1 protein-coding gene is annotated in these 270 nt (G+C 45.6%); it reads right to left on the bottom strand.

Annotation, left to right across the window (positions count from 1 at the left end):
• Positions 1-270 (bottom strand): DUF3034 family protein (locus AAEY72_RS15005; RefSeq protein ID WP_352311358.1); only part of this gene is annotated, 270 nt, incomplete at both ends.

Below are 270 nucleotides of genomic sequence, written 5' to 3'. Positions count from 1 at the left end.
ATACTCAACACCTAACGCGACTTTACGGCTTAAAAATATCGCTGTGCTTGCCTCAAATAACAATTTATTGCTGGCATTATTGCCGCCATAACCCAGTAACCCTAGTTGGTTGGCTTTGCAGTAACGGGTGGTCACGTTCCAAAACCAGTTGTATCCTGCAATAGCACCTAAGTGTAATTTACTTGCCGCTAAGTAAAAATCGGTGCCGCTGGTGCTTTCTGCACCCACTAGCTTTGCAACCGTGCCATCGTCTAACGACTTATGCTGCAT

The organism is Psychrobacter sp. W2-37-MNA-CIBAN-0211 (assembly GCF_040309405.1).
Lineage (GTDB): Bacteria > Pseudomonadota > Gammaproteobacteria > Pseudomonadales > Moraxellaceae > Psychrobacter > Psychrobacter glaciei.
The sequence above is the reverse complement of the archived record's forward strand: the minus strand, read 5'-3'. Positions and strand labels throughout refer to the sequence as shown.